Below are 20304 nucleotides of genomic sequence, written 5' to 3'. Positions count from 1 at the left end.
GATTTTCTGATGAGCTCATGGTACAATATTACTACCTTGTAAACAAATTTGAGGGAGCATCGCTCCACCGGGGAAAGAGGGGGATACCATGTCCATCGTTTTTATGAACAATGTGCTGACCATCAAGGCGGACGCCATCTGTACGGCGGCGCTGGCTGCAGTGATGCTGCTGATCGGGTACTGGGTGAAGAACCGGATCGGAGCCCTGCAGAAATACTGCATCCCAGCACCGGTGGTGGGAGGCTTCCTGTTCATGTTCATCACGTTCATCGGACATCAGACCGGGGCTTTCGGGTTTAAATTCGATACCTATTATCAGAATCCGTTCATGCTGGCTTTCTTTACCACGGTAGGCCTGGGGGCTTCTCTTTCCCTGCTGAAAAAGGGCGGCGGGTTGCTGATCATCTACTGGCTGACATCAGGGATCATTTCTTTCTTCCAGAATGTGATCGGCATCGCCATCAGCAAGGTCACCGGACTGGCGGAACCCTATGCCCTCCTGGCCAGTGCCATTTCCATGATCGGGGGCCACGGGGCTGCCGGGGCCTATGGCAAGACCTTTGTGGAAATGGGGTATCCGGCCGGCATGGAAGTGGGGGCGGCTGCGGCCACCTTTGGCCTGATTTCGGCCGTGCTGCTGGGTGGACCTCTGGGCCGGCTGCTCATTGAAAAGTACCATCTGAAACCGGATCCTTCGGAAGACTTCGATACGGATGTGGAAAACGTGAATGCGGCCAGCGGAGAAAAACTGTCAGGGCTGGACATCATCAGGAACGTAACTGCCATTCTGGTGTGCATGGCACTGGGAACGGTGATTTCCGGCTGGATCGGAAAACTGATCCACATGAGTTTCCCTACGTATGTAGGGGCAATGTTCCTGGCCGTGCTGTGGCGGAACATGAATGAAAAGGGCCATTTCTACAATTTCAGTTTCTCTCTGGTGGATTCCATCGGCGATGTGATGCTGAACCTGTACCTGGCCATTGCACTGATGACCCTGCGGTTGTGGGAACTGTCGGGTCTTTTGGGCGGCGTGGTCCTGGTTGTGGCAGCCCAGGTGGTGTTCATGGCTCTGGCCTGCTATTTTGTGGTGTTCCGGGTGCTGGGCAGCAATTACGATGCGGCAGTGATGTGTGCCGGTCTGTGCGGACACGGACTGGGAGCGACGCCTTCTGCCATCGTCAATATGACGGCCATCAAGGACCAGTACGGTATGAGCCGGAAGGCTTTCATGATCGTACCCATTGTGGGGGCGTTCCTGGTGGATGTGATCTACCAGCCCCAGACCATTGCTTTCATCAAGTTCTTTGTAAAAGCCGTGAAATAAACAGAGAAAAGGCGCTGTGAAAAAATCATCCACAGCGCCTTCATTTCGCTAGCGTCAGCTGGCTTCCATCGGCTAGTGACTAGAGACTAGTGACTAGTGACGGGGTGTGAAAAAGCATTTTTTCACACCCCCTTTTTTGCTGCCGGAAAAGCCCTTACGCTTCCTCGATCAGGGCCTGGATCAGCATCCCGCTTTTCCGGAAGCTGTCCAGATCCAGGTTTTCTTCGGTGGTATGGTTCCTGGTATAGCCGGTGGCAACGCCGATGGCGGGCAGGCCTTTGGCGTTGTAGATGTTGGCGTCCATGCCGCCCCCGCCCTGCTCGATCCGGGGCTGGATACCCAGGTCCTTCAGGGCCCGGATGGCGGTCTGGAGTACGGGAGCACTTTCGTCGATCAGGAAGGGGGCGAAGGACATATCGACCCGGGTGATCACGTGGGCACCGGTGCCTTCGGCGGCTCTGCGGCAGTGATCCTGGAAGTAGTCGATGTAGCGCTGCAGCTTTTCCCTGCTCCGGCTGCGGCTTTCTCCTTTGGCCCAGGCTCTGGCGCAGACCACATTGGTGGCATCGTTGTCAGTGCCCAGCCGGGGAAAGTTGGAAACAGTCTCTTCGTCCAGGCGGCCGTCCCGGAGGGTATCCAGGATGTGGCACAGGATGTGGGCGGCGTTGATGCCCTTTTCCGGTTCATTGCCTGCATGGGCGGCCCTGCCTTCCACTTCCACCTGGAGCTTGGCCCGGCCGGGCGCTCCGTTGACCAGCCGGCCGATGGTACCCGGACTGTCGATGACAAAGCAGAAGGGGCTCTGGAACTGGCTCAGATCCAAGGCACGGCCACCCCACAGGTTGGCTTCTTCGCCCACGGTAAAGGCGATTTCCAGGCGGGGATGGGGCTTTTCAGAAGCCAGGACCCGGCGCACGCCATCCAAAATGGCACACAGACCGCTGACGTCATCGGCAGCCAGGATGGTGCTGCCATCGGATACCAGTTTGCCGTCTTTTTCCCGGGGCTGGATGCCGCAGCCGTTGGCCACCCGGTCCATATGGCTGCAGAACAGGACGGAGCCTTCCCGGGTCCCTTCCTTTATGGCAATCAGGTTGCCGGTGTTTCCACCGAAGGTGGAACCGGCCTGATCTTCCAGGACGCCGAAGCCCAGGTCGGTGAGTTTCTTTTTCAGTACATCGGCAATGGCCCGTTCCCTGCCGGAGGCGGAGTCGATCTCCACCAGCTGTTTGAATTCATCGATGAGTTCCAAGATAAGACACCCCCGTTTTTTCTTCATTATAGGAAGGTGGTGACGGGGAAGTCAAGAAAGGATATAATGAAATCAACTGAACTGAAGGAGCTGATCGGATGACAGTGCAATGGAATGGAACAGAATATCCCTATGGGTCCCGGCGCCGGGTGGTGTATGCCCGCAACGGGATGGTGTGTACAGGGCAGCCTCTGGCGGCCCAGGCGGGGTTGCGGATGCTGCTTGCCGGAGGCAATGCGGTGGATGCGGCCATTGCCACGGCCATTTGCCTGACGGTAGTGGAACCCAACTGCAACGGGCTGGGCAGTGATGCCTTTGCCCTGGTCTGGGCGGGGGGCAGGCTGTACGGACTGAACGGCAGCGGCTATGCGCCGACGCTCCTGACCCGGGAAAAGGTACTGGCCGCAGGCCATACGGAAATGCCCCAGCGGGGCTGGATCCCGGTGACCATCCCGGGGGCGGTTTCGGCCTGGGCGGAGCTGCACAGGCGCTTCGGCCGGCTGCCCTTTGCCAGACTGTTCGAACCGGCCATCCAGTATGCCCGGGAGGGGTATCCGGTGTCCCCCACCATCCAGAAACTGTGGAAGGCCGGGGAGGAGATTTTCACGCCTTTCAAGGGGAATCCCGCTTTTCAGGGCTGGTTCGATACCTTCCTGACCCTGGGCCATGCTCCTCAGGTAGGAGACATGGTGACCCTGCCGGATCATGGAAAAACCCTGGAAAAATTGGCAGAAAGCTATGGGGAATCCTTTTATCGGGGGGAACTGGCAGAAAAAATGGATGCTTTCAGCCGGGAGACCGGTGGCTTCCTGCGGAAGGAAGACATGGCAGCCTACCGGGCAGAATGGGTGCAGCCCATCCGGACGGATTACCGGGGCTATGACGTGTGGGAAATCCCGCCCAATGGCCATGGAATCACGGCCCTGATGGCCCTCAACATCATGAAGGGGTTCCAGCTGGAACGGCGGGAAACGGTGGACAGCTATCACAAACAGATCGAAGCCATGAAGCTGGCTTTCTCCGATGCCCGGCAGTATGTGGCGGATCCCCGGTATATGAAGACCAAAGTGGAAGACATGCTCAGTGATGCCTATGCAGATGTGCGGCGGAAGCTGATCGGGGAAAAGGCCATCCTGCCCACCTGCGGAAAGCCTTTCAGCGGAGGCACCGTGTACCTGTGTACGGCAGATGGAGAAGGGAATATGGTTTCCTTCATCCAGAGCAATTTCCGGGGATTCGGTTCGGGTATCGTGATTCCGGGTACGGGGATCGCCCTGAACGACCGGGGGAACAATTTCAGCCTGGATCCTGCCATGGACAACTGCCTGGCCCCGGGAAAGAAACCTTACCATACCATCATCCCCGGGTTCCTGACCAGGGACGGAAAGGCTGTGGGGCCCTTTGGTGTCATGGGCGGCTTCATGCAGCCCCAGGGCCATTTGCAGGTGATGCTGAACACCATCGACTTCCAGATGAATCCCCAGGCGGCACTGGATGCACCCCGGTGGCAGTGGATCGAAGGGAAAAAGGTGGAAGTGGAAGCCCAGGTGGCACCGGAAATCGTGGAAGGCCTGCGGGCACGGGGCCATGAAATCCTGGTGAAAACAGACCGGAGCACCTTTGGCCGGGGCCAGATCATCTGGCGGACGGAAGAGGGCGTACTGGCCGGCGCCACGGAGCCCCGGACGGACGGTACGGTGGCCGCATTCTAGAAAGGAGTCCCTGATGAAGTTCGTGATGACACAACCTCTGGCTCCGGCCGGAATGGAGATGATGGAAAAACTGGGCATCGAATGGACCGTGGGTCCTGGAGCGGACTGGGACGCCTATCCGGATGAGGTGCTGGAAAGCGCCGATGCAGTATTGATCCGCCTGGAAAAATGCCCGGAAAGTTTCATTGCTCGCTGCAAAAATCTGAAAGTACTGGGCCGCCCGGGCATGGGCTTTGAAAACGTCCCCGTGGACTACTGCACCCGCCGGGGCATCCCTGTGGTGCTGGCGCCCGGAGCCAATGCCCGCAGCGTGGCAGAGCATGCCCTGGCCCTGATCTTTGCCTGCGCCAAGGACCTGGTGGAAATGGATGGGGAGAACCGGAAGGGAAACTGGCAGGTGCGGGCCCATGGCCGGCAGATGGAATTGTGCGGCAAGAAGGTGGGCATCCTGGGCGTGGGAGGCATCGGTTCCCTGCTGGCCGGCATGTGCACGGCCCTGGGCATGGAATGCCTGGGATACAGCCACAGCCACAACCGGGCCAGGGTGGAAGCAGCCGGGTGCCGGTATGTGGACAGTCTGGAAGAAATCCTGAAGGAAAGTGACTTCGTTTCCCTCCATATGCCGCTTCTGCCGGAAACATACCACTGCATTGGAGCCCGGGAACTGGGACTGATGAAGCAAAGTGCATTCCTCATCAATACAGCCCGGGGCGCCGTGGTGGATGAACAGGCCCTGGCAGATGCGGTGAACCAGGGCGTCATCGCCGGGGCCGGAGTGGATGTGTACAGTACGGAACCGGCCCGGAGGGACAATCCGGTGTTTACGGCCCCCGGGATCATCTGCACGCCCCACAGTGCGGCGCTGACCCCGGAATCCTGGGCCAGGATGAGCTGCGGCGCAGTGGAAGGGTGCTACGCCGTGTGCCGGGGCGAAAAATGGCAGGGTGTGGCGAACCCGGAGGTGTACGAAACCTTGTAAAAGTCTCCCGTCGATGGAAGAGGCTTGCAGAACTGAAAACGGCCGCCCCGGAGGGGGCGTCCCTACGCATATCACAATGGGGGTGGGAAATTTTTCCCACCCCCATTGACACATTCCAGATAATTTAGTACACTAGCGGAGTAAAGTATTAAATCACAACTGAACGGTCCGGCTTTTGCAAGGCGGACCGTTTCACATTCTGAGGGGGAATGGCTTATGACAAAAGCAGTGGCAATCCTGGGGAGCAGTGGCGGGAACCTGTACAATCTGGGCGGGAAGGATCCGGAATCTCTATTGGGCGAAATGGTCCGTCAGGTCAAGGCGGCGGGCATCCGGGTCGCCGCCATCCAGTTCATCGCGGCGGAGGCGTCCATGGATACGGCGAAACCGGATACCCGGGCAGCCCTGTGGACCTGGGACGGCACAAAGCCCCAGGTGATCTTCCGTGGCACCCTGGAAGAAGTGAACCGGGAGGCGGTGCTCCAGGACGAAACCATTGCCGGTCTTATCGATGAGGATAAAGTGGACGGCCTGATCCTGGCCAGCTGCGATCCCAAGGGGGCCAATGCCCGGGCCATGGAGGCCGCGGCGGACAAAAAACTGGCGGCCACTGGTACCGGCGGTACCTCCATGGCCCTGGCAGAAAGCATGGGCCTGAACGTGGTGGCTGTTTCCGGGACCACCGGTACCACCAATCGGACCCGGGCCATTGCCAACGTGTATGCTCTGGCAAAATCCTGGAATCTGGACTACCGGCCGGCTATGAACGGGGGTGTGACCACAGAGGGGACCGGGGAAAAGACCAGTCTCCTGAGCCGGATCAGTGTCCGGGGCATTTTGATGGCCTCCCTGCCCGGTTTCATCGCCATGGCCCTGACCCTGATCCTGAGCAAGGTGCCCGGGCTGGAATACTTTGAGAAAATCTTCAACGTGATGATCGACGCCCTGCCGGTGATCGTGGCCACGGTGGCCGCCAAACAGGTCTCCGGCATGGGGGATGTGGCCATTGTGGCCGGGGTGGTCACCGGGATCCTGTCCGTGAAGGGCGGCCTGATCGGGGGCATCATCGGAGGGATCCTGGCCGGCATCCTGGTGCAGGTCCTGCTGCTGAAATGCCTGAAACTGAACTTCCCGGCCACCACGGCCAACATTGTGGCCGGAGGCATTGCAGGACTGGCGGCCGGGCTGCTCATTTATCTGTTCATCGCACCCCTGGCTGACGCTGTGGGCAACGGTATCCGCTATGTGATCGACTGGGCTTTCGCCATCCATCCCATGCTCTGCGGGGGCATTGCCGGGTTGCTGATCTGGCCGGCCATTATGGGGGGCATGTACCATGCGGCCATTCTGCCCATCATCCTGCTGGAAATGGAAAAAACCGGGAACTCCTTCCTGGGGGCCATCGATATGGTGGGCCTGGTGATGGTGTCCGCCGGCATCATGGTGGCCAATATCCTGGCTCCCCGGCGGAAGGATGACCGGGCACTGGCCATCCCAGGGCTGTTCATCAACATGGCATTCGGGACCTTTGTGGAAGCTGCGTATCCCTTCATGTTCTCCAATAAAGTGGTGATGGCCGGAGCCATCATCGCCGCCGGGGCAGGGGGCGTGTGCGTAGGGTATTTCAACGTGCGGGGCACGGCCTATGTGCCCAGTATCGTGGCACCCACCCTGTCCAACAATATGCTGGGCTTTGCCCTGTGCATGTTCGTATCGGCCCTGGTGGCCTGCGTCATCACGGTCATGGCCAACCGGTGGACAAAGGATAAGGGTGAAGAATGAAGAGCACAGAAAAAAACGTTGTACGATGGGAATACGGTGGATCGGTAGCTCCATCGGCATATGACCTGTGACGTACGACGACAGGGGGTGTGGATTTTTCACACCCTCTTTTTTGTGATCAGGGGGGCTTTTTCGTGGAAATATTCCTGCATCAATTCTTTGTAATACAGCATGGGCTTACTCAGGTAAGCCCCTTTTTTGTAGACGATGTCCAGCTCCCATTCCGGGTCTCCCGGCAGCCGGAAATAGGCAATCCTGTCCTGGTACTTGTAGTAATTGCCACTGACGATGGTGCAGGCCAGGTCCGTCTTCACCATGGTCTCCAGGGTCCGGATGCTGGCAGATTCAAACAGTACATAGGGGGAGAAATGGTGCTGGCGGAACAGTTTGTCGATGATATGGCGCATGGTGGAGCTCTCGAACATCAACACAAAAGGCAGATCCCTTAAATCCTTCAGGTCTCCATAGGGAAGATCTTCCAGGGGGGTTCCCGGCCTGGCGGCTTTGGCCGCCTGGGGGAAACTGCGGGGTACGGCCAGGAGCATGGGCTCCTTCCGGATGAGTTCATATTCCAGACCGGGCAGCTTGTCGTCCTCCGACACGGTTACCAGTCCCAGGTCCACATAGCCCTGGGCGATCCGGGCCATCTGCTGCTGGGCCAGCATTTCATGGGGCTCCAGGGTGATGCCGGGAAATTTCTGGTGGAATACGGAATAGGTGGAGCAGAACATATCGATGCCCCGCTCCCGGGCGAAGGTAAAGTACAGTTTCCCTACATTGTTCTGGCTCATGTTGTTGATGATGGTATAGGCCTCCCGCTTTTCCTGGAGCATGTGCCGGCCGTATTTCAAATAGACATTCCCTGCCTCGGTGGGGGTCATGTCATGCTTGTGCCGGATGAACAGTTTCACCCCCAGAGACTGTTCCAGCTTCAGCAGCTGCTGGTTCAGGGCGGACTGGGTAATGAACAGCTGCTCTGCTGCCCGGGTGATGCTGCCTGTTTCCGCAATTTTCACAATGTATTCGATCTGTTTCACATCCATCTTCTACACCTCTAAGTAAAACTAAGTCAGCTACTAAAAATTAACAATTTGAATTATAATAGCATGAAAATTATAATAAAGTCAAACATTGAATCCTAACGCTTTTCGTAAAAGACTGAAAAAGCGCGATTTCAGAGAAACCGTTAGGTGGTCGAAGGCCTTGACATTGTTGGGAAATGGTTGGTTTATCAAGGAGGAAACAAGCATATGACACCCGTAATCACCAAAATGGAAGTTTACCCGGTTGCCGGCAAAGACAGCATGCTGCTGAACCTGAGCGGCGCCCATGCTCCCTACTTTACCCGTAATATCGTCATCCTGACGGACTCGGAAGGAAACACCGGGGTGGGCGAAGTCCCCGGCGGCCCCAAGATCACCAATGCCCTGGAAGATGTAAAGGAAATCGTGGTGGGAACCAAGATCTCGGATTACCGGAACACCCTGCTGGCAGTCAAGGCTCACCTGGACCAGAGCGGAGAAGAAGATGTCCGGGGCAACCAGACCTTCGATCTGCGGACCGGGGTCCATGTGATGACCGCCATCGAAGCTCCCTGTCTGGATCTGCTGGGCAAATTCCTGGACATGCCGGTATGCCGCCTGCTGGGCGGTGGCCAGCAGCGGGACTTCGTCCGGTTCCTGGGATATCTGTTCTTTGTGGGTGATCGGAAGAAAACGGATCTGCCCTACGACCACGAAGAAGATTCCGATTGCGAATGGTACCGCCTGCGCAATGAGGAGGCCCTGGATGCCGACAGCGTGGTGGCCCTGTGCAAAGCCGCCAAAGAGAAATATGGCTTCAAGGATTTCAAACTGAAGGGCGGCGTACTGGCCGGCGACGAAGAAATGAAAGTCATCAAGGCCATGAAGAAAGCCTTCCCGGATGCCCGCATGGACCTGGATCCCAACGGGGCCTGGAAGCTGGATGACGCCGTGAAGTACGTTTCCGACATGCACGGAATCCTGACCTACTGCGAAGATCCCTGCGGTGCGGAAGGCGTCTACTCCGGCCGCGAGATTATGAGCGAATTCCGCCGCCGCACCGGGTTCCCCACGGCGACCAATATGATTGCCACCGACTGGCGGCAGGTGGGTCACTCCCTGGAAAGCCAGGCCGTGGACATCATCCTGGCCGATCCCCACTTCTGGACCATGAACGGCTCCGTACGGGTCGCCCAGATGTGCCACGAATTCGGCTATACCTGGGGCAGCCATTCCAACAACCACTTCGACATCTCCCTGGCCATGTGCGTCCAGGTAGGGGCTGCTGTACCGGGCTTCTACAATGCCCTGGATACGCACTGGATCTGGCAGGAAGGCCGGGAACGGCTGACCAGAGAACCGCTGCAGATCAAAGACGGCGGCATCAAAGTGCCGGATAAACCGGGTCTGGGCGTGGAAGTGGATCGGGAACAGGTCCTGAAAGCCCATGAACTGTACAAGAAACATTGCCTGGGCGTTCGGAACGATGCTGTGACCATGCAGTATCTGATCCCCGGCTGGAAATTCGACGCAAAATCTCCCTGCCTGGTACGGTAAGAAATACTCGTAAGGAGAACTGGAGGAATCTGAAATGGCAGAATCTACACGGATGGTCCTGGGCCTGGGCCTGGGCATCCTGGTTATGATCATATTGGTAGCAAAAACCAAAGTACACAGTTTCATTGCCCTGCTGATCGCAGCCCTGATCACCGGCATCATCGGCGGCATGCCCATCCTGACCGTGAAAGTGGGGGGCAAGACCACGGTGGGCGTCATCAACGCCATCAGCACGGGCTTTGGCAACACCCTTTCCAGTACCGGCATCATCATCGGCCTGGGCGTCATGATGGGGGCCATCCTGGAAAAATCCGGGGCGGCTGAAAAGCTGGCTGTGAGTTTCATCAAACTGGTGGGCAAAGGCAACGAAGAATGGGCCCTGGGCGTAACCGGCTGGGTGGTTTCCATCCCCGTGTTCGCCGACTCTGCAGTGGTCATGCTGTGCCCCCTGTGTAAAGCAATTTCCCGGGTAACCGGTAAATCCGTCATCGGCCTGGGCTTGTCCCTGGCCTGCGGCCTGCAGCTGACGCACGTGCTGGTGCCGCCCACTCCCGGCCCGCTGACCGCGGCCGGCATGCTGGGCATCGACGTGGGCCAGATGATTGCCGGCGGCGCCATCCTGAGTGTTCCCATGCTGCTGGTGATCGTTCCCTACTGCAAATGGATCGGCAAGAAGATCTACCAGGTGGTGAATGAAGAAGGCGAATACATCCGCCCGGCCAAAGGCGAACAGGTGAAACTGGCTTCCACTGAAATGCTGGACCAGTTCCTGAACCGGACTGACCTGCCGCCTCTGTGGATTTCCGCAGCCCCCATCGTACTGCCCCTGGTCCTGATCCTGACCAAGACGGTGCTGGATCTGGTGGGCATCGACAAGGGCACGTCCTTCTATTCTGTGGTGGCCCTGCTGGGCAGCCCCATCGTGGCGCTGATGATCGGGTGCCTGATTGCCATCTATGGCCTGGTCCCCAACCGGGATACCAAAGAAGTGCTGAAGATGATGGATGACGGCATCAAAGATACGGGCATCATCATGCTGATCACCGGCGTGGGCGGATCCCTGGGCTATGTGGTGCGGGCTTCCGGCATCGGCACGGTACTGGGCCAGATGGTGGTTTCCTGGCCGATTCCCGCGGTCCTGATCCCCTTCTGCATCGCCGCTCTCATGCGGATCTGCCTGGGATCTGCAACGGTTGCCATCGTAACCTCTGCTTCCCTGACCATGCCGTTGATGGGGCAGCTGACCATCAGCCCGCTGCTTATGGCGCTGTCCTGCTGCGTAGGTGCCATTTCCTTCGGGTACTTCACCGACTCCGGGTTCTGGGTCTGGAATGGGATGTTCGGTGTCAGCGACCTGAAAGAACAGCTGCAGTGCAAGACCGCAGTTTCCATGATCATGGCCGGTACGGGCCTGCTGGAACTGCTGGTGGCACAGTATTTCATCTGATGGAGTGAGTAGTGGCTAGTGACCTGTCCTGCGTAGGGACGACCCATAAGGGGCGTCCGTTCCCAGGTCGTCCGGAGGGCTTCCTTCGGCTAGTGACTAGTGACTGTTCAGGGGTCTGTGGGCTGCACAGACCCCTGGGAAAGACAGAGACGGTCCTCTGTTTTTCCCAGGGGCTTTTCCCCGGAATTTGCATTACACAGGAGTTTGTATAGGAGGGGTATGAAATGTATAAGATCCTGGTTCCCAAGGCACTGAAACAGGTTGCCCGGGATTTCCTGACGGACCGGGGCTACCAGCTGGTCAGCCCGGAAGCCACGGACGAGGCTTCTCTGGAGAAAGCCATTGCCGACGTGGACGCCGTCATCGCCCGGACGGAAAAATACACAAAAAATGTGATCGGTGCCGCCAGGAACCTGAAAATCATCGCCCGGTATGGGATCGGATATGAAAACATCGACCTGGCTGCCTGTGACGAGAAGAACGTGACAGTGACCCTGGCCCGGGGGTGCAACACCTATTCCGTGGCCGAACATGCCATTTCGCTGATGCTTGCCTGCCTGCGGGCCATTCCCCAGTTCAACCAGGAAATCTGCCAGGGGAACTGGAAGAGCCGGGATGCCATCCCCACCCACGAGGCACGGTACAAGACCTTTGGCAGCATCGGCATCGGACCCATCGGATGGGAAGCCGTGAAAATCGCCCACTACGGGTTCCAGATGAAGATCCTGGTCTACGACAAATTTGTGGACCGGAGCCAGTTCCCCGACTGGGTGGAATTCACCGATACCCTGGATGAGATGATGGAACGGGCGGATGTGGTTTCTCCCCATCTGCCGCTGAACAAGGGTACCTTCCATATCATCGATGAGGAAGCCATCTCTCACATGAAGCCCACGGCGGTGCTCCTGAACGTATCCCGGGGTGCCATCTGGGATGAAAAGGCCGTGTATGAGGCTTTGAAAGATCACAAGATCGCCGCTGCCGGTGCCGACGTGTTCGAAACAGAACCGCCCAGCCCCGACATGCCGCTGTTCAGCCTGCCCAACTACATCGGCTGCCCGCACACAGCAGCCCTGACGAAAGAAGCCATCGAAGCCGTGGCCATGAATTGCGCCCACGCCATCGACGATCTCCTGAACGGGCGGGAACCCAAATACATCATCAACCATCCGAAAAAAGGCTGACGCCAGTCACTGGCTGAAGAAAGCCGGCTTTGCTGGCAAAGGAATATGGGAGGATCGACAATGAGCAAAGAAATCACCATCAACATCAATGACAAACTGTGCAAGCAGTGCGGCATCTGCTCTGCCCTGTGCCCCAAACAGGTCCTGGAACAGAGCTATGGCAGCTATCCTCGGGTAGCCCATCCGGATGCCTGCATCGGCTGCAAGCTGTGCGCCCTGCGCTGCCCTGATTTTGCAATTGAAGTGGAGGTCAAATAAATATGGCTAAGGTAGAAAAGAAATTCATGGAAGGCAACGAAGCGATGACCGCAGGTGCCATCGCTGCCGGCGCCCGGTTCTTCGCCGGGTACCCCATTTCTCCCAGTTCTGAAGTGGCCAAGGCCGCTGCCAAGGAACTGCCCCGCCACGGCGGCATCTACATCCAGATGGAAGATGAACTGAGCTCCATGGCCGCTCTGCTGGGGGCCTCCCTGGCCGGGAAGAAGGCCTTCACCGCCACCAGCGGCCCGGGCTTCTCTCTGATGCAGGAAAACCTGGGCCTGGGCATCATGAGCGAACTGCCCTGCGTGCTGTATAACGTACAGCGCAGCGGCCCGTCCACCGGTGCTGCCACGAAACCGGCCCAGGGCGATCTGATGCAGGCCCGGTACGGGACTCACGGGGATCACAGCATCATCGCCCTCAGCCCCTCCTCCGTACAGGATTGCTACGACCTGTCCATTACGGCCTTCAACCTGGCTGAAAAATACCGTACGCCGGTCATCTTCCTGGCCGATGAAGTGGTAGGACACCTGCGGGAAACCCTGACCATCCGGGAACCGGAACCGGACGAAATCGTGAACCGGAAAGCGCCGGCCACCACGAAACAATCTGAATTCCATCCTTATGATTACAGCGGTACGGAAGTGGCTCCCATGGTGGGTGTAGGCGACCGGAACCTGCTGATGCGGACCACCGGCTCTACCCACGATGAAAAAGGGGAGTTCTGCCCCTCTCCGGAAAACATCGACCGGGTGACCCATTACCTGGTGGACAAGATCGAAAAACATGTGGATGACATCACCATCACCCGGAAATACCAGATGGAGGATGCGGATGTGGTCCTGATCTCCTTCGGCTGCTCCGTACGGAGCTCCCTGAGCGCCATCGAAATCCTGCGGAAGAAAGGCGTCAAAGCCGGGTTGCTGCAGCTGGTCACTGTATGGCCCATGCCGGAAAAAGAAATCCGCGCTGCCCTGCAGCAGGCCAAAACGGTGATCGTACCCGAACTGAACCTGGGCCAGCTGGCCGGGGAAGTCCGGAAGTACAACGACTACGGCTGCAAAGTGCTGCAAGCCAACCGGACCGACGGGATCCTGATCACCCCGCAGCAGATCGTGGATGTTTATGAGGAGAGTGAAAGATGATGAAATCCTTTAAAGACTATATGCTGTTCGACAAACTGCCCCACACCTGGTGTGCCGGCTGCAGCCACGGTATCGTGCTGCAGTCCATCGCTGCGGTGCTGGCAGAACTGGGCCTGGACAAGCACGACATCGCCCTGGTATCCGGTATCGGCTGCTTCGGCCGTGTGGATGACTATCTGGACATCAACTGCATGCACGTGACCCACGGACGTGCCCTGGCAGCAGCCACCGGCGTAGCCCTGGGCAATCCGGATCTCCATGTGCTGTGCACCATGGGTGACGGCGACGGCACCACCATCGGGGGCAACCACCTGATCCACGCTGCCCGCCGGAACATCAACGTGACGGCCATCATCTCCAACAACTACAACTATGGGCAGACCGGCGGCCAGTACTCCGGGACCACCCCCACCCACAGCATCACCCAGACCTCTCCCTACGGCCATATCGAACAGAACTTCGACGTGTGCAAGCTGGCCATGGCAGCCGGTGCTTCCTACGTAGGGCGGGCCACCGCCTACAATCCCATCATGATGCGGAAGCTGATCAAGGAAGCCATGCAGGTGAAAGGGTTCTCCCTGGTGGAAGTCATGAGTGCCTGCCCCACCCACTTCGGCAAGTTTAACAAACTGGGGGCTGTTTCCCATATGATGCAGCTGATGAACGAACAGAGCGTCACCGTGGCCCAGGCTGCCAAAATGAGTGACGAAGAACTGAAGGGCAAGATTGTGGTGGGCTGCCTGAAGAATGAACCGCGGGATGACTACTACACCAGCTACAAGCGCATCATCGATGCCAACAGAATCGAGGGTTAAGTTATGAAAAAAGAAATCGTATTGTCCGGTGTGGGCGGCCAGGGCGTAGTCTCCGTAGGTGAAGTCATGGGACTGGCCTCCCTGAACGAAGAAAATATCAATGCCACCATGAGTGCATCCTACGGGGCAGAAGCCCGGGGAACCTTTACCAAGACCGATGTGGTCCTGAGCGATGGACTGGTGGGCTATCCCAACGTGGAAGTGCCGGATCTGATTCTGTGCCTGGCCCAGGTTGCCTATGACCGGTATGTGGACAAATTCACCGATGACACCTTGGTGTTCTATGATTCTGACGAAGTGAAGCCCAAAGAAGGCTCCAAAGGGATCCAGATCGGCCATCCCTTCCGGAAACTGGCCGTGGAACTGGGCAGCATCCAGAGCGCCAACTTCATCGCCCTGGGGGCCATGATGAAGAAAACAGGCCTGCTGCAACCGGAAAGCGTGGAACAGGGCATCGAAAAACGATTCGCCGGCAAGCAGAAAGTCATTGACAGCAACCGGAAGGCATTTGAAAAAGGACTGACCCTGGAATAAGGGGTTAGTGAGTAGTGGTTAGTGACTGGTGACTGACCAAATCAGAATGAATTGAGGTAGAACTCCATGAGCGGAAATGAATTGCATTATAAGGATACCCGCAGTGGAATCATGGTCAATGGGGTCGGCCGGAGCGGCAACCGGGCTCTCTTGTACAGCATGGGCCTGGAAGAGGACGATTTTCGGAAACCCATCATCGGGATCGCCAATTCCTTCAGTGAACTGGTACCCGGCCATATCCACCTGCGAGAACTGGCCAGGGATGTGAGCGACGGCATCCTGGAAGCCGGGGGCATTCCCCGGGAATTTGATACCATCGCCCTGTGCGATGGCCTGTGCCAGGGGCACAGCGGCATGCGGTATTCCCTGCCCAGCCGGGAAATCATTGCGGACTCGGTGGAAGCGGTGGTCCAGGGCAACCAGCTGGATGCTGTGGTGATGCTGGCCAGCTGCGACAAGATCGTCCCCGGGATGATCCTGGCCGCAGCCCGGATGAAGATCCCGGCCATCATCGTCACCGGCGGCCCCATGATTGCCGGCCACTGTGACGGGTACGACAACATCTGCCTGAGCAACCTGCGGGAATTCGTGGGCCAGTATCAGGTGGGCAAGATGACCTATGAAGAACTGCGGAAAATGGAAATGGCTTCCCTGCCCACCGTGGGCTCCTGTTCCATGATGGGGACGGCCAACACCATGAGCTGCCTGGCCGAAGTGCTGGGACTGACCCTGCCCCGGATGGGGACTTCCCCCGCCGTCTCTGCCGAAAAACGGAGACTGGCCCGGGCCAGCGGCAAACGGATCGTGGCCATGGTCAAGGAAGGCATCACCACCGATCAGATCCTGACCCGTCCGGCCCTGCTGGATGCGGTGAAGGCCGTCATGGCCCTGGGCGCTTCCACCAACTCGGTGCTGCACCTGATGGCCATTGCCCATGAGGCCCATGTGGACCTGACCCTGGAAGATTTCGACCGGGTCAGCCGGGAAGTACCCTACCTGTGCAACCTGCGTCCCTCCGGGAAATACGCAGTGGGCGTGCTCCATGAGAACGGCGGCATCCCTGCAGTGCTGAAAGCCATCGAGGACAAGCTGGAAGATCATATCACGGTCACCGGCCATACCCTGAAGGAGAACATCGCAGCCCAGCCTCTGGTGGAAAACGATGTGATCTTCCCTCGGAGCAAACCCAAGAACAAGGAAGGCGGCATTGCCATCCTGCGGGGCAACCTGGCTCCCGACGGTGCTGTGGTCAAGGCCAGCGGCGTGAAACCCAGCATGCATGTGTTCACCGGCAAAGCCCGGGTGTTCGACAGCATGGAGGATTCCATCAAAGCCATCGAAGCCGGCGAAATCGAACCGGGTACGGTGATCGTACTGCGGTATGAAGGCCCCAAGGGCGGCCCCGGCATGCGGGAAATGTACCTGGTGACGGCGCTCCTGGTAGGCCGCGGCATGGACGAAAGCACCGCTCTGGTGACGGACGGGCGCTTCTCCGGCTCCACCCGTGGACCATGTATCGGCCACGTTTCTCCGGAAGCGGCTGCCGGCGGTCCCATCGGACTGGTGGAAGACGGGGACGTGATCCATATCGACATCCCCAACCGGGTGTTGAAAGTGGATGTATCTGAGGAAGTGCTTGCAGAACGGAAGAAGCATTTCAAACCGGTGGTGAAAGCCACTTCCCCGCTGCTGAAAAAATATGCAGCCCTGGTTTCTTCTGCTGACAAAGGGGCCGTCCTTCATGTAGAATAAGGATAGCGGGAAACGGTTCCCCTAGCAAGCCGTTTCCCATCCTGAAGGAGGCATTGGATCATGGCAGAAAAAATCAAGTATACCCTGAAACACGTGGGCATCAATTGTGCCGACGAGAAAGAGGCCAAACAGCTGGTATCCCTCTTATGCAGCCTGTTCGACCTGGAACCGGGAAACGAGAATGACACACACATCTTCGTTTCCAATATGTTCGAAGTGATGAAGGACAGCACCCGCGGCAAACATGGCCACATCGCTCTGCAGACTCCAGATGTGGAGCTGGCCATGGCGGATCTGGCGAAGAAGGGCATTTCCTTCAAGGAAGAGACCATTCGCCGGGATGCTGACGGAAAAGTCATCTTCGTCTATCTGGACGGGGACATCGGAGGCTTTTCCTTCCATCTCACCAAATGATTGTGTAAGACGACTCCTGAAAAGAAACAAACCATACCCCTCTATGATGACGCCGGAACCCTTTTGACAAGGAGGGTTCCGGCGTTTATCCTATGGGTAGATCCATCGTTCATTGAGAGAAACGATAAACAACCGATCACAGGGATATCCGCCCTTTTAAGGGCGGGGGACCTGCCGAATGGCGGATGGTGGGTTCTTTATCCAATGTACAGGGAGGAATATCATTTATGTTAGAAAAATACCGCAACAAGATCATGACCCCGGCGGAAGCAGCCAAAGTGGTCAAAAACGGCGACTGGGTGGATTTCGGATTCGGCAACGGGTTTCCCGAACTGTTCGATGAGGCCCTGGCAGCCCGCCGGGATGAACTGACGGATGTGAAGATCCGGGGCGGCCTGGTGTATCGCCCCCTCATCCACACGGTGGACTGCGATCCGGAAATGAAGCATTTCCACTACTACAGCTGGCATCTGGGCGCCTACGAACGGAAAATGTTCACCCAGAAGCGCCTGAGCTTCGTGCCCATGCTGCTGCGGCTGCTGCCGGAAATGTACCGGGAGTATCTGAAGGTGGATGTGGCCGTGATCCCCGTGTCCAAACCGGACGAAAACGGCTATTGCGGCCTGGGACTGGCCAGCTACGGCTGGAGAGCCATTATGAAGAAAGCCCGCACAGTGGTCTTTGAAATCAATGAACACATGCCCACCCTCCAGGGGGTGGACGGCTCCCACCGGGTCAGCCTGGACGAAGCCGATGTGATCATGGAGGGGGAACATGGCCCCCTGTGCACCTCCGGGTATCGGACCCCCAGCGAAGCAGACCTGCAGATTGCCCGGAATGTGGTGGCGGAAATCCCCAATGGAGCCACCCTGAGCCTGGGTGTGGGCACCATTCCCTTTACCATTGCCCAGCTGCTGGCCCAAAGCGACAAGGAAGATCTGGGCTGCCACACCGGGACCATCAGCGATGCGTTCCTGGCTCTGTACAAGGCCGGCAAGCTGACCAACGCCAGAAAGGAAGTCCAGACCGGCCGCAGCACCTGGAACCTGGCCAGCGGCTCCCAGGAACTGTATGACTGGCTGCAGGAACATCCTGACCTGTTTTATCCGGCGGATGTGGAATATGTGCACAATCCCCGGGTCATGGAGAAGATCTCCAACTATATCAGCATCAACGGCGGCGTGCAGCTGGACCTGATGGGCCAGGAGAACGCTGAATCCGTAGGCACCCGGCAGCTGTCCGGCGTGGGCGGCCAGCTGGACTTCCTGGAAGGGGCCTTCCTGAGCCGGGGCGGTGCAGGGTACATCTGTATCGAATCGTCCCGGGTGGACAAGAAGGGCGTACGCCATTCCAACATCCTGCCGGCCATCCCTGCAGGCAGTGCCATTTCCGGTCCCCGGGCCCTGATCCAGAATGTGGCCACAGAATACGGGGTGGCCCATCTGACCGGGCTTTCCCTGAAGGAACGGGCCCAGGCCATGATTGCGGTGGCTCATCCGGACTTCCGTGCAGAACTGACGGAATATGCGGACAAAGTATTTGGGTAAAGAAACAAAGGGCCATGGGTTGGTGACCCGTGATGGGGTGTGAAAAATTTCACACCCCTTAATTTATTTAAGGAAAACACTAAAAACAATGAATTTGATTTATAGTCATTCAGCCACTACAATGAAGGTATCAGAAAAATCTGAAGGGAAGGAGTGACTTTCATGAAAATCACCAGTCGGGGTGGTGTGGTCTCCCAGCTGCTGGCAGATGTGCCCCTGCCCCGGATGTTCCGGGCCAGCCAGACTTTTCCCCGCCCGGTCCTCCCGCCGGAAAGCATTCCGGGGGTGGTGAATGAAGAACTGAGCCGGGAACCTTTTGTGAGCAAGGTCCAGCCTGGCATGCGCATTGCCATTACCGCAGGCAGCCGCGGGGTGGCCAATGTGGACATCATCACCAGGGCGGTGGTGGACTTCTGCAAGCGGCGGGGTGCCCATCCCTTCATCGTACCGGCTATGGGCAGCCACGGCGGCGCCACAGCGGAAGGGCAGCTGGCCATCCTGAACGGGTATGGCATCACCGAAGAGGCCATGGGGTGTCCCATCATCAGCTCTATGGAAACGGTGTATCTGGGACAATCCGAAAGCGGCCGCCCGGTATACATGGACAAACAGGCCTACGAAGCCGATGGCATCATCATCTCCTGCCGGCTGAAACCCCACAATGCCTTCCGGGGCAAGGTGGAAAGCGGCCCCTGCAAGATGATGGCCGTAGGGCTGGGCAAGCAGAAAGGCGCTGAAAACGTCCACGCAGACGGCATGGGCCGGATTGCCCAGCACATTCCCTCCATGGCCAGGGTGTTCCTGGAAAAGGCGCCCATCCTGTTTGCCATTCCCTGCATCGAAAATGCCTACGATGAAACCTGCAGGATCGTGGCGCTGGATACCCCCAATCTGATCGAGGAAGAAGCCAGATGGCTGAAATTCGCCTTTGCCAACATGCCTTCCATTTTGGTGAAGGAGGCAGACGTGCTGGTGGTGGACGAGATCGGCAAGAATTACTCCGGAACGGGAGTGGATCCCAACATTGCAGGGACGTTCTCCACAGAATATGCCCATGGGGGGCTGAAAGTCCAGCGGACCTGTTTCCTGGACCTGTCGGAGGCCAGTCATGGGAATTCCCTGGGCATAGGACTGGCCAATTGCATCACGGCCCGGCTGTTTGATAAAATCGACATGGACGCCATGTATCCCAACATCGTGACCAATACGGTGTTCAAATCGGGGATGATCCCGTTTGTGGTCCCTACGGACAAGGAAGCCGTCCAGCTGTGCATCCGCACAACCAACGGGGTGGACCGGGCACCGGATAAGGTGCGGGTGGTCCGGATTCCCAACACGTCCCATATCGGTACCATCATGCTCAGTGAAAGTTACTATGAGGATGTGGTGGCCGGGAAATATCCCAACGTGAAAGCCCTGGACCAGCCGGCTCCCCTGGAGTTCGATGAGGAAGGGGCCCTGATCACAAAAATTTAACCCGCCTTTCTATCCGCGAAGGAGGGACCCCTGCTGACGAAAATTTAACCCTCTTTTATATCCGCCCTTTTCAAGGGCGGGGGACCAGCCGAATGGCT

17 protein-coding genes are annotated in these 20304 nt (G+C 57.9%); 15 read left to right on the top strand and 2 right to left on the bottom strand.

Annotation, left to right across the window (positions count from 1 at the left end; translation table 11 throughout):
* Positions 1-88 precede the first annotated feature (88 nt).
* A complete protein-coding gene (gene gltS, locus BQ5462_RS01470) occupies positions 89-1327 on the top strand; it encodes a sodium/glutamate symporter (protein ID WP_071141672.1) in 1239 nt (412 codons plus the stop codon).
* Positions 1328-1481: 154 nt separating this feature from the next.
* Here gltS and BQ5462_RS01465 read toward each other — a convergent pair whose 3' ends face one another.
* Complete coding sequence (locus BQ5462_RS01465) at positions 1482-2579, bottom strand: M20/M25/M40 family metallo-hydrolase (RefSeq protein WP_235819536.1); 1098 nt, start codon at positions 2577-2579, stop codon at positions 1482-1484.
* 98 nt (positions 2580-2677) lie between these two features.
* On the opposite strand from BQ5462_RS01465, the gene BQ5462_RS01460 reads away from it, so the two are divergent.
* The 3 genes from BQ5462_RS01460 to BQ5462_RS01450 all read left to right on the top strand — a co-directional run bounded on the left by BQ5462_RS01460 (position 2678) and on the right by BQ5462_RS01450 (position 7052).
* Positions 2678-4291: a gamma-glutamyltransferase family protein gene (locus tag BQ5462_RS01460; RefSeq protein ID WP_205407912.1), complete on the top strand. Its 1614-nt coding sequence runs from the start codon at positions 2678-2680 to the stop codon at positions 4289-4291.
* Positions 4292-4304: 13 nt separating this feature from the next.
* Complete coding sequence (locus tag BQ5462_RS01455; RefSeq protein ID WP_071141670.1) at positions 4305-5270, top strand: hydroxyacid dehydrogenase; 966 nt, start codon at positions 4305-4307, stop codon at positions 5268-5270.
* A 216-nt stretch (positions 5271-5486) separates the two neighbouring features.
* On the top strand, positions 5487-7052 hold the full coding sequence (locus BQ5462_RS01450) for a PTS sugar transporter (RefSeq protein WP_071141669.1): 1566 nt from the start codon (positions 5487-5489) through the stop codon (positions 7050-7052).
* Positions 7053-7150: 98 nt separating this feature from the next.
* Here BQ5462_RS01450 and BQ5462_RS01445 read toward each other — a convergent pair whose 3' ends face one another.
* Positions 7151-8095: a LysR family transcriptional regulator gene (locus BQ5462_RS01445; RefSeq protein WP_071141668.1), complete on the bottom strand. Its 945-nt coding sequence runs from the start codon at positions 8093-8095 to the stop codon at positions 7151-7153.
* Positions 8096-8302: 207 nt separating this feature from the next.
* Between BQ5462_RS01445 and BQ5462_RS01440 the strand changes: the two genes are divergently transcribed.
* The 11 genes from BQ5462_RS01440 to BQ5462_RS01390 all read left to right on the top strand — a co-directional run bounded on the left by BQ5462_RS01440 (position 8303) and on the right by BQ5462_RS01390 (position 20206).
* Positions 8303-9631: an enolase C-terminal domain-like protein gene (locus tag BQ5462_RS01440; RefSeq protein ID WP_071141667.1), complete on the top strand. Its 1329-nt coding sequence runs from the start codon at positions 8303-8305 to the stop codon at positions 9629-9631.
* A gap of 34 nt (positions 9632-9665) precedes the next feature.
* Positions 9666-11078: a GntP family permease gene (locus tag BQ5462_RS01435; RefSeq protein ID WP_071141666.1), complete on the top strand. Its 1413-nt coding sequence runs from the start codon at positions 9666-9668 to the stop codon at positions 11076-11078.
* A gap of 224 nt (positions 11079-11302) precedes the next feature.
* Complete coding sequence (locus BQ5462_RS01430; protein WP_071141665.1) at positions 11303-12262, top strand: hydroxyacid dehydrogenase; 960 nt, start codon at positions 11303-11305, stop codon at positions 12260-12262.
* A gap of 60 nt (positions 12263-12322) precedes the next feature.
* A complete protein-coding gene (locus BQ5462_RS01425) occupies positions 12323-12520 on the top strand; it encodes a 4Fe-4S binding protein (RefSeq protein ID WP_083378025.1) in 198 nt (65 codons plus the stop codon).
* A gap of 2 nt (positions 12521-12522) precedes the next feature.
* Positions 12523-13668 carry a 2-oxoacid:acceptor oxidoreductase subunit alpha gene (locus BQ5462_RS01420; RefSeq protein ID WP_071141663.1) on the top strand — a complete coding sequence of 382 codons (1146 nt, stop codon included), beginning with the start codon at positions 12523-12525 and terminating at the stop codon, positions 13666-13668.
* Positions 13668-14483: a thiamine pyrophosphate-dependent enzyme gene (locus BQ5462_RS01415; RefSeq protein WP_071141762.1), complete on the top strand. Its 816-nt coding sequence runs from the start codon at positions 13668-13670 to the stop codon at positions 14481-14483. Before BQ5462_RS01420 ends, BQ5462_RS01415 begins: the two co-directional genes overlap by 1 nt.
* Positions 14484-14486: 3 nt before the next feature.
* On the top strand, positions 14487-15017 hold the full coding sequence (locus BQ5462_RS01410) for a 2-oxoacid:acceptor oxidoreductase family protein (protein WP_071141662.1): 531 nt from the start codon (positions 14487-14489) through the stop codon (positions 15015-15017).
* Positions 15018-15083: 66 nt separating this feature from the next.
* Positions 15084-16769 (top strand): dihydroxy-acid dehydratase, encoded by a 1686-nt coding sequence (gene ilvD, locus BQ5462_RS01405; RefSeq protein ID WP_076978281.1) that lies wholly within the window; start codon positions 15084-15086, stop codon positions 16767-16769.
* Positions 16770-16829: 60 nt separating this feature from the next.
* Positions 16830-17183 carry a VOC family protein gene (locus BQ5462_RS01400; protein WP_071141661.1) on the top strand — a complete coding sequence of 118 codons (354 nt, stop codon included), beginning with the start codon at positions 16830-16832 and terminating at the stop codon, positions 17181-17183.
* A gap of 227 nt (positions 17184-17410) precedes the next feature.
* A complete protein-coding gene (locus BQ5462_RS01395; RefSeq protein WP_071141660.1) occupies positions 17411-18730 on the top strand; it encodes an acetyl-CoA hydrolase/transferase family protein in 1320 nt (439 codons plus the stop codon).
* A gap of 162 nt (positions 18731-18892) precedes the next feature.
* Positions 18893-20206 carry a nickel pincer cofactor-dependent isomerase, group 22 gene (locus BQ5462_RS01390; RefSeq protein ID WP_071141659.1) on the top strand — a complete coding sequence of 438 codons (1314 nt, stop codon included), beginning with the start codon at positions 18893-18895 and terminating at the stop codon, positions 20204-20206.
* Positions 20207-20304 lie beyond the last annotated feature (98 nt).

This window comes from Acidaminococcus timonensis (assembly GCF_900106585.1).
GTDB classification, from domain to species: Bacteria; Bacillota; Negativicutes; order Acidaminococcales; family Acidaminococcaceae; genus Acidaminococcus; species Acidaminococcus timonensis.
Note: the sequence above shows the minus strand (reverse complement) of the source record. Positions and strands in the feature narration are given on the sequence as shown.